Annotated in this window: 8 protein-coding genes; 3 read left to right on the forward strand and 5 right to left on the reverse strand. The window is 67.6% G+C overall.

What is annotated here, in order from left to right; translation table 11 throughout:
• On the reverse strand, nt 1-474 hold a 474-nt coding region (locus VGE49_RS04915; RefSeq protein WP_331033457.1), incomplete at its 3' end, for a ribonucleotide-diphosphate reductase subunit beta.
• A gap of 156 nt (nt 475-630) precedes the next feature.
• Between VGE49_RS04915 and VGE49_RS04920 the strand changes: the two genes are divergently transcribed.
• The gene (locus VGE49_RS04920) at nt 631-1,281 is read left to right on the forward strand and encodes a glutathione S-transferase family protein (protein ID WP_414643597.1); all 651 of its coding nucleotides are present in this window, start codon (nt 631-633) and stop codon (nt 1,279-1,281) included.
• On the opposite strand, the gene VGE49_RS04925 is transcribed toward VGE49_RS04920, so the two are convergent.
• From VGE49_RS04925 to VGE49_RS04935, 3 genes are all read right to left on the reverse strand, one after another.
• Nucleotides 1,278-3,383 carry a hybrid sensor histidine kinase/response regulator gene (locus tag VGE49_RS04925; protein ID WP_331033458.1) on the reverse strand — a complete coding sequence of 702 codons (2,106 nt, stop codon included), beginning with the start codon at nt 3,381-3,383 and terminating at the stop codon, nt 1,278-1,280. The genes VGE49_RS04920 and VGE49_RS04925 overlap by 4 nt on opposite strands.
• Nucleotides 3,384-3,484: 101 nt before the next feature.
• Nucleotides 3,485-4,801 (reverse strand): acetyl-CoA hydrolase/transferase family protein, encoded by a 1,317-nt coding sequence (locus VGE49_RS04930; RefSeq protein WP_331033459.1) that lies wholly within the window; start codon nt 4,799-4,801, stop codon nt 3,485-3,487.
• Between the two features lie 67 nt (nt 4,802-4,868).
• Entirely contained in the window at nt 4,869-5,618 is a 750-nt protein-coding gene (locus tag VGE49_RS04935) for a phosphatase PAP2 family protein (RefSeq protein ID WP_331033460.1), read from the reverse strand.
• A 281-nt stretch (nt 5,619-5,899) separates the two neighbouring features.
• Here VGE49_RS04935 and VGE49_RS04940 point away from each other — a divergent pair, with 281 nt between their 5' ends.
• Nucleotides 5,900-7,783 (forward strand): ribonucleoside-diphosphate reductase subunit alpha, encoded by a 1,884-nt coding sequence (locus VGE49_RS04940; RefSeq protein WP_331033461.1) that lies wholly within the window; start codon nt 5,900-5,902, stop codon nt 7,781-7,783.
• Between the two features lie 182 nt (nt 7,784-7,965).
• Complete coding sequence (locus tag VGE49_RS04945; protein ID WP_331033462.1) at nt 7,966-8,811, forward strand: lipid A-modifier LpxR family protein; 846 nt, start codon at nt 7,966-7,968, stop codon at nt 8,809-8,811.
• 3 nt (nt 8,812-8,814) lie between these two features.
• Here the strand turns inward: VGE49_RS04945 and VGE49_RS04950 are convergent.
• The coding region (locus VGE49_RS04950; protein ID WP_331033463.1) for a gamma-glutamyltransferase at nt 8,815-9,403 on the reverse strand (589 nt) is incomplete at its 5' end.

The raw sequence follows: 9,403 nt of genomic DNA on the forward strand, positions 1-9,403 counted from the left end.
GATGTCGGCGTCGGTCTCGACCCCGAACTGGCCCATGAAGTCATGCTTGTCGCGCATGGCCTCGTATTCCATGAAGGCGCCGAACTCGCTCTCGGGCATGCCGATGGTTTCGAGCAGCAGGGCGTAGGCCGCGATATGGATGGTCTCCATATTGGCGAAGGAGGCCAGCATCATCTTCACTTCGGTCGGTTTGAACACCCGACCATAGCGTTCCATGTAGTTGTCCTGGACCTCGATGTCGGCCTGGGTGAAGAAGCGGAAGATCTGCGTCAGCAGGTTGCGCTCGCTGTCGGTCAGGTTGGCGGCCCAGTCCTTGACGTCCTCACCCAGCGGCACCTCTTCGGGCATCCAGTGGACTTGCTGCTGCTTCTTCCACATGTCGAAGGCCCACGGATAGCGGAAGGGCTTGTAGGCGGCCGAGGGCGTCAGCAGTCCGGCCGTTCCGGGGCGGATGATCGAGGAGTGGGCGTTCATCAAAATGACCTGAAGCGAATCCGCAAAGAAGTGAGTTTCACCATGCGTCCCGGCACGCGCGGCGCCAAGTCGGAATACGCCTATCTTGCGATCACATTTTCATCCGACCGCTAGATATGGTGGTCTACGGACAATCAGATGGGGAGAAGCCTGGGGATGAGTTTCACGCTTTACGGCGCCGCCGGCTCGGGCTCGGTCCCGGTCGAGGCGGCCATGACCCTGATCGGCCTGGACTATCGCGTCATCGAAGCCGTGACCTGGGAGGGCGAGGCCGAGCGCGACAAGGTCGCCGTCGCCAACCCGATGCGCCAGGTCCCGACCCTGGTCCTGCCCAACGGAGAGGTGCTCACTGAAAGCGCCGCCATCCTGATCTGGCTGGCCGACGCCTATCCCGAAGCCCGGCTAGGCCCCGGGATCGATGATCCGCGCCGGGCGCGGTTCCTGCGCTGGATAACCTTCATCCCGGCGTCCATCTATTCGATGTTCTGGGTGCGGGACGAGCCGTCGCGGCTGGTCGGGGACGACCCCGCGGCGCAGGATGAGGTGAAGCGCCGCACCCTTGGGCGCATCGCCGAATGCTGGCGCGTCATGGACAGCCAGATCACGCCGGGCCGCTTCCTGCTGGGGGACGAGTTAAGCGTGCTGGACCTCTATGTGGCCGTCGCTAGCCGATGGACGCCGCGCCGTGCGCGCTTCACCGCCGAGGCGCCGCGCATGGCCGAAGTCGTGCGCCGGGTGGACGCCCTGCCCGCGCTGCAGGGCTTCTGGGCAGAACGTTTCCCCTTCGGAGCCGACGAGGCCGTCTAGGCCGCCCGCGCCGTCCGTGCGGCCGCCGCCTGCATGGCCTGGTCGATGGCGGCGTAGAGGCGGACGTGGGTGATGGGCTTGGCCAGGTGCCCGTCCATCCCTGCGCTGCGGCAGCGGACGGCGTCCTCGGGCATGGCGTCGGCGGTGACGGCCAGGATCGGCGCCTCGGCGACGGGCGAGGCCAGGGCGCGAATCTGTCGCGTGGCGGCCAGACCGTCGAGATGCGGCATCCGCACATCCATCAGGATCAGGTCGAACATCTCCTCGCCCGCGCGCTGGACCGCCTCCAGCCCGTCGTTCGCCTCGACCGTCTCGCAGTCGGCGGCGGTCAGCATCAGCCGCATCATCTCGCGGTTCACCGGATGGTCGTCGACGATCAGCACCCGCATCGTCCGATCGCTCGCTTCGGCCGCGGCGACCGGCTCCTCCGAAAGCCTGACCAGGGGCACGGTCAGAACAAAGGTCGCCCCCTCGCCCACGACGCTGCGCGCCTCGATCCGTCCGCCCATCCGCTGCGTCTGGGCCTGGACCAGCGGCAAGCCCACCCCGGCCCCCATATGGCGCCGCCGCAGGGAATCATCGCCCTGGACGAAGGCTTCGAACAGATGAGGCATGAGGTCCGGTTCGATGCCCACGCCCGTGTCGGCCACGGTGATGACGACCGCGCCGCCCTCGTAAGCGGCCCTCACCCGCACCTCGCCTCGATCCGTGAACTTGACGGCGTTGAAGATCAGATGGTGCAGGGCCTGACGCAGCCGGCGCCGTTCGCCGACGAACGCCCCCCGCGCCTCCGGCTCGACGATCAGGGCCACCGGCAGATCCTTGGCCTTGGCGGTCGCCAGCGCCGGGGCGGCGGCCTCCTGCAACAGCTCGACCAGGTTCAGCGTCTCGGCGGCGGCCTCCTCTCCGCCCCGCGAGAATTCCAGCACGTCTTCGACCAGCATCAGCATGGCGTCGCCCGAACGGCGGATGGCCTCCACCTGGGCGGCGGCCTCGCACGGCAGGTCCTCCCGCCGCGACAGCAGGTCGGCATAGCCGACGACGCCGTTCAGCGGCGTGCGCATCTCATGGCTCATCAGGGCGAGGAACCGCGACTTGGCCGCATCCGCCGCTTCCGCCTCGGCCCGCGCCTCGAGCGCGACCGCCGTGCGGCGTTGCAGGCGCGCGAGCAACTGACGACGCTCGCTCATCAAGGTGCTGACCGGCAGTGCGGTGATCACCGTCACCAGCAGGAAGATGTAGTAGGCCCCCATCTGGCGCATCCGCAGCGGCACGTCGGCCAAGTCCGGGATATCGGGCACCTGGGCCAGCATCACCGGGCCATGGCCGGTCAGCGTCGCTATCCCGCTGATCGCCGTCGTCAGGATCAGGGCGGCGGCGGTCCACGGCGGCGACAGGCGGAAGGCGACCAGCAACAGCGGCGGCAGCACCAGAAAGGCCATGGCCTCCTCCCGGCTGAAGACCCAGGCCGTCGTCGCGGCCAGCAACAGCAGAAGGCCCGCCTTCTCCAGGGGGCGCGCCGCGCCTTCGCCGCGGAAGCGATGGGCGCGCGCCAGCAACAGCAGAGGCGGGGTGACGATCAACAGCCCCAGCAGCTCCATGCTGAACATATGCCGCCAGGCGAAGGCGGCGTAGACAGGCGAATAGTCGCGCAGCCACGCGCCCACCGCGATCGACAGGGTCGTGGTCAGCGCCACCGTCGGCGCCGCGGCCAACAGGCCAAAGGCGATCAGGCGCCGGGGCCGCCGCATGTCCAGGGCCGCCCCCCCGACGCGACGGGCCAGCAAGGCCGCGATCAGCACCTGGCCCATGTTCAGCCCCGCATTGACCAGCAGAAGCGGCATGGTGTCGCCGCGCAGGGCGTTGCTGCCCAGGTTCAGCGCGAAGCAGGCGAGCAGGACCGCCACCGCCTGGCGACGATGCAGTTGAAGCAGGGCGGCCAGCATGACGCCGTTGGCGGGCCAGACGATGATGGCCTGGAAGGTCGAGGCGCTCCACTGACCGAGCAGCAGGCAGGTGGCGAAAAGCAGGACATAGGCAAGGGGCGGCGGCCCCGCCTCCCGTCCCGCGTCATGGCGCAACAACCGCCAACGTCCGGCCATATCTGCTCCCCAGCACTCCCGATGAGAGCGTGACGCTCAAAACGTAAAAAAAGCCTGCCGTCCGAGATGCGCGGAATCGCTTAGACCCAAGATCGCGCGGCCTAGATCAGCCCCATGACCCGGGCCTCGGCCTCCAGCCCCTCACGGAACTGCGGCGCGGCCAGGCCGATCAGGGCGCGAGCGCGCTGATCTACGGTCAGACCGCGCAGATTGACCCAACCGTGCTCGGTGACGACGATCTGCGTGTCGTTGCGCGGCGTGGTCGCGGGCCCGTCCAGCCGGGCGACGATGCGCGAGGCCGTGCCCTTCGCCGCCGTCGAATGGCAGGCGATGATCGACTTTCCGCCCTCGGACGCCGAGGCGCCGCGCACGAAGTCCAACTGGCCGCCCGCCGCCGTATACTGCCGTCCGTTGAGATATTCCGAGCAACAGGCGCCGAAGAGGTCGATCTGAAGGGTGGCGTTGACCGAGACCATCTTGTCGTTGCGAGCGATGACGGCCGGGTCGTTGACGTAGTCGACCGGGCGGGCCTCCAGCCCCGGGTTCCCGTGCAGGAAGTCATAGGTGGAGCGGTCGCCCATGGCGAAGGTGAAGACGGTCTTGCCCGGATGCAGGGTCTTCTTAGCGTTGGTCACGACCCCGGCCCGCATCAGCTCCACCAGGCCCGGCGTCAGCAGCTCGGTGTGGATGCCCAGATCGACATGGTCGTGAAGGGCTGCGCAGACTGCGTCCGGCAGGGCGCCGATGCCCATCTGCAGGGTCGAGCCATTCTCGATCAAGCCGGCGATGAGGCCGCCGATGACCACATCCTGCGGCTGCTGCGGCGCCTTGCCCGCCTCCAGCAGGGGGGCGGCGTGCTCGACCAGGGCCGTGACCTGGGACACATGCACGCGGCAGTCGCCGAAGACGCGCGGCATATGCGGATTGACCTCCAGGATCACCCGCTTGGCCGTCCTCGACGCCGCCAGGGCGTAGTCGGTGTTGGTCCCGAAGCTGAAATAGCCGTCGGCGTCCATCGGCGAGACCGTGGCCAGCAGAGTGTCCACCCCGATCTCGTGCGTCAGGACATGCGGCGTCTGCTGGAAGCCGGTCGGCACGAACCAGACGGCCTGACGCCCCTCTTCGATGCCGCGCGCCTCCAGTTTCCGCTCAATGGCGCCGTGGAACAGGCTGTGGGGGCGTAGGCGATCGGTCAGTTCGTAGCGCAGCACCGTCTCACCGGCGATCGCGGTGGACAGCAGGTAATAGATATTGATGTCGTCCACCTCACGCGCCTCGGCTCGGTCGGCCAAGGCTTTCAACAGAGCTGGAGGCTGGCCGACGCCCAGGGCCATGGCCACTTTCGCTCCCGACGGAATCAGGGCGGCGGCGGCCGCGGGCGTCATCAGACGCTCGGCGTAGTGTTCAGCATGGGTCATGACGCTTCCTCGACCGGCCGTTCGGCTCTCTGCGATCTGTTATCCGGCGCCCGGCGCGTCCCGACCGCTAGACATTGGTCGAAGGCGCGTCCTGCAAGGGCGCGTCATGCAGCCGCTGGCGGCGCTCGATCCCATAGGCGAGCAGCCACAGGATCATGGCCCAGGTCGCCCCCACGCTCCAACCGGCGAAGACGTCCGAAGCCCAGTGCGCGCCCAGATAGATGCGGGTCAGGCCGATCAGCAGGGCGATCACGACGGCGCAGCCCAGGACGTAGGCCTTCAGCCGCTTCTTCGGAAACGCCCGCGTCAGCATGACCCCCAGCGTCAGATAGAAGACCGTCGACAGCAGGGCGTGGCCGGAGGGGAAGCTGGCGTTCAGGGTCTCGACCGCCTGAAACTCCAGCGGCGGCCGTTCGCGTTCGAACAGGGCCTTCAGCCCCTCGCTCAGGGCCACCCCGCCGACCAGACCCCCGGCCAGCAGCAGGGCCGAAAGCCGCTTGCCCTGGATCAGCAGGAAGCCCAGGGCGATCAGGGCGAACAGGGTGAGAACCGAAATTCCGCCCAGCGAGGTCAGATCGGCGGCCGCTTCATGCAGCCACCACGGCCCCCAGGGTCGCCCCGGATCCTCGGCGAAGGGCCGCACGGCGTGGAGCACCGCCTGATCAAAGGCCTGGCCGTCGGCCTCGCGCATGTCGTCGGCCACCTCGATGAAGGTCAGCGTGCCCAGAGCCACGACCAGCAGGGCGACGACAGCGGCGATTTCGGTGCGAGCGACGCGCAGGGCGCGGGTCAGGAAGGCGGTCGGATGCGGAGCCATGAGCCGCTAACGGTCAAGCTGGACGCGCGTTCCCCTCTTCGCTCCATCACGCGTTTGTGAACGCCACGCGGCGACGGCTTGGCGGTTGTCTTTTCCGACTTTTCCACAGGCCGCCCGCCGTGAATCTGTGGACCCCACATCACCAGGCCAAGATCAAGTCTTTACCTGCCATTAGCGATATGCGCCCATACATCTAGCCGAGCACGGGAACAGAAACACCATATCTAGTGTTTCAAACCGGCACGGGTCTTCTAACGGATTTGTTCGGGGCAGTGACGAAAATGGCTGGCGGCGAAGCTTTGCAGACGACGGAATTCACGGCGCTTTCTTCGGCTCCGGCCGGCGACAAGCCCCAGCTGAAAGTGGTCACGGGCCTGACCCTGGATCGTTCGCGCGACGCCCTGCTGACCGATTTCGGCAAGAAGACCCTGGAAGACCGCTACCTGCTGCCGGGCGAAAGCTATCAGGACATGTTCGCCCGCGTCTCGACGGCCTACGCCGACGACGCCGAACACGCCCAGCGCATCTACGACTATATGTCCAAGCTGTGGTTCATGCCCGCCACCCCCGTCCTGTCGAACGGCGGCGCCGGCCGCGGCCTGCCCATCTCCTGCTTCCTGAACGCCGTGGGCGACTCGCTCGACGGCATCCAGACCGTGTGGAACGAGAACGTCGCCCTGGCCTCGAACGGCGGCGGCATCGGCACCTACTGGGGCGGCGTCCGCTCCATCGGCGAGAAGGTCAAGGGCGCGGGCCAGACCAGCGGCATCATCCCCTTCATCCGCGTGATGGATTCTCTGACCCTGGCGATCAGCCAAGGCTCGCTGCGTCGCGGCTCGGCCGCCGTCTATCTGGACATCCACCACCCCGAGATCGAGGAGTTCCTCGAGATCCGCAAACCCTCGGGCGACTTCAACCGCAAGTCCCTGAACCTGCACCACGGCATCAACATCACCGACGCCTTCATGGAGGCGGTCCGCGACGGCAAGTCCTTCGACCTGATCTCGCCCAAGGACGGCGAGGTCCGCAAAACGGTCGACGCCCGCAACCTGTGGACCAAGATCCTCGAGATCCGGATGCAGACGGGCGAGCCCTATCTGATCTTCTCGGACACGGTGAACCGCTCCATGCCGCAGCACCAGAAGGACCTGGGGCTGAAGGTCAAGCAGTCGAACCTGTGCTCGGAAATCATGCTGCACACCGGCAAGGACCACCTGGGCGTGGACCGCACCGCCGTCTGCTGCCTGTCCTCGGTCAACGCCGAGACCTTCCTGGAATGGCGCGAGGAGCCGAAGTTCATCGAGGACGTCATGCGCTTCCTCGACAACGTCCTGGAAAGCTTCATCCAGACCGCGCCGGCCGATATGAAGGCCGCCGTCTATTCCGCCAGGCGCGAGCGTTCGGTGGGCCTGGGCCTGATGGGCTTCCACTCCTTCCTGCAGGCGCAGGGCGTGGCCTTTGAATCGGCCATGGCCAAGTCGTGGAACATGCGCCTGTTCAAGCACCTGCGCCGGGAGGCCGACAAGGCCTCCAAGCTGCTGGCCGAGGAAAAGGGCGCCTGCCTGGACGCTGCCGAGCGCGGCGTGATGGAACGCTTCTCGCACAAGCTGGCCATCGCCCCGACGGCCTCGATCTCGATCATCTGCGGCGGCACGAGCGCCGGCATCGAGCCGATCCCCGCCAACATCTATACGCACAAGACCCTGTCCGGCTCGTTCGCGGTCAAGAACCCCTACCTGAAGAAGCTGCTGGGCGAGAAGGGCATCGACACCGAGGCCGTGTGGAACTCGATCCTGGAACACGAAGGCTCGGTCCAGCATCTGGACGCCCTGTCGGACGACGAGAAGGGCGTGTTCAAGACCGCCTTCGAACTGGACCAACGCTGGGTCGTCGAACTGTCGGCCGACCGCTCGCCGGAAATCTGCCAGGCCCAGTCGATCAACCTCTTCATCCCCGGCGACGTGAACAAGTGGGACCTGCACATGCTGCACTGGTCCGCCTGGGAACGCGGCGTGAAGTCGCTCTATTATTTGCGCTCCAAGTCGGTGCAGCGCGCCGCCTTCGCCGGCGCCGAGGACAAGGTCGAGGCCGAAGTCGATCCGAACCAGCCGGACCTCTTCTCGGCCGCCCGCACCGACTATGACGAATGCCTGGCCTGCCAATAGGCCTCCCTCGCATCACGATGTGCTGATCCCGCCGCCCGGAGGAACCGACCTCCGGGCGGTTTCGTTTGGTCGAAGCAGGATTGTGGCTCGAAAGAGGCCGTTGCAGTTCCCCCGCGTTAGTGCAGAGTGGTTTCTGTTAACGGCTTTGGGAGGGACCGTTGGTGCGTATGGAGGCTTGCCTCGTGAGTGTTCTGATCGTCGTGGGCCTCCCCATGGCGGCGAGCGCGCAGGCGACCGCCTCGTTCACCGGCCCGGTCGCCGACCCCGTCGTCGCCAGAGGCAGCGACATCGTCCAGTTTGAGGACGCCGCAGCCCGGCTGGAAAACGACATCGCCATCACCGCCATGGACACGCCCTTCGGCGCCCCCCTCGCCCTGTCTAGCTCGCCAGGCCGAGACGCCGTCACCGCGAGCCGGCACGAGGCCTGGTTCGTCGGCGACGGCTTCACCGATCGGCTGCGGGTCGTCGCCCGGGGCGCGCCGCGCCGCGCCGACGGGGCGCCTGTGCCGCCCCGCGCCCTGGACGCCCGCGTCTATGACGACGAAGCCTATGACGTCACCTATACGCGCGGCTGGGTCGCCGCCCAGGGCCGCACGCCGTCAGGCCTGGAAGTGTCGCTGACGCCCCACGCCGGGGTCGGTTTCGGCCGCGAGGGCACGACCGCCGAGGCCGGCGCCACGCTGAAGATCGGCGAAGGTCTGGACCGACTGGCGCCCGACGGCGACGAAGCCTTCGGCGAACGCGCGCGCTGGTATGTCTACGCCGCCGGCGCCAAGCGGGCCGTCGGCTATAATTTCGCCCGCACCCGCGACGGCGACTTCGCCCGTTCAGGCATGAGCCACGACTCAGGCACGTTCCTGGGCGACGCCTCCGTCGGCGTAGCCTACCGCCGGGGCGCCGTGCAGAGCTCATTCGGCATCGTCTATCGCGAGATCGAAGCCAACGGCATCCGGGCCTACAACGGCATCAAGACCGACGTGTCGGAAGGCCTGGTGGCCTTCCAACTGACGATCCGTCACCGCGAATAGGACCTACTGGCCGCGCGTTACGCCCTCGCGGCGGCTGTCGGCCGCCCCGTCCCAACGCCCGTTGCGCCACAGGGCGCCGTGCAGGCCCGAGGTCTCGGTCGTGTTCGGCCGCAGCACCACGCCGCGCGCCGCCATGCCCGCGCGCACCTCGGCCGGGAAGCCCTCGGTGTCGGCGCCGAAACCGTCGCCCTTGGCCACCAGATTGGGCAGATCGAACGCCTCTTGCAGAGGCAGCCCCCATCCCAGGGCGCCGACCAGGGCCTTGGCGTTATAGGCCAGGATGGACGAGCCGCCGGGCGAACCCAGAGCCCCGACCAGCCGACCTTCGCGGTCCAGCACGATGATCGGCGACATGGACGAACGCGGCCGCTTGCCCGCCGCCACGGCGTTGGCTGCGGGCGTTCCGTCCGCCGCCGTCGGGACCAGCGAGAAATCGGTCAGTTGGTTGTTGAGGAAGAAGCCGCCCGCCATCCGGCCCGAACCGAACAGGCTCTCGACCGTGGTGGTCATGCTGACGGCGTCGCCCTTGGCGTCGACCACGATGAAGTGCGAGGTGCCCGCCGGTTCCCGCGTGGCGTCGGCGCCGACGCGG

This window comes from Brevundimonas sp. (assembly GCF_036405315.1).
Classification (GTDB): Bacteria; Pseudomonadota; Alphaproteobacteria; order Caulobacterales; family Caulobacteraceae; genus Brevundimonas.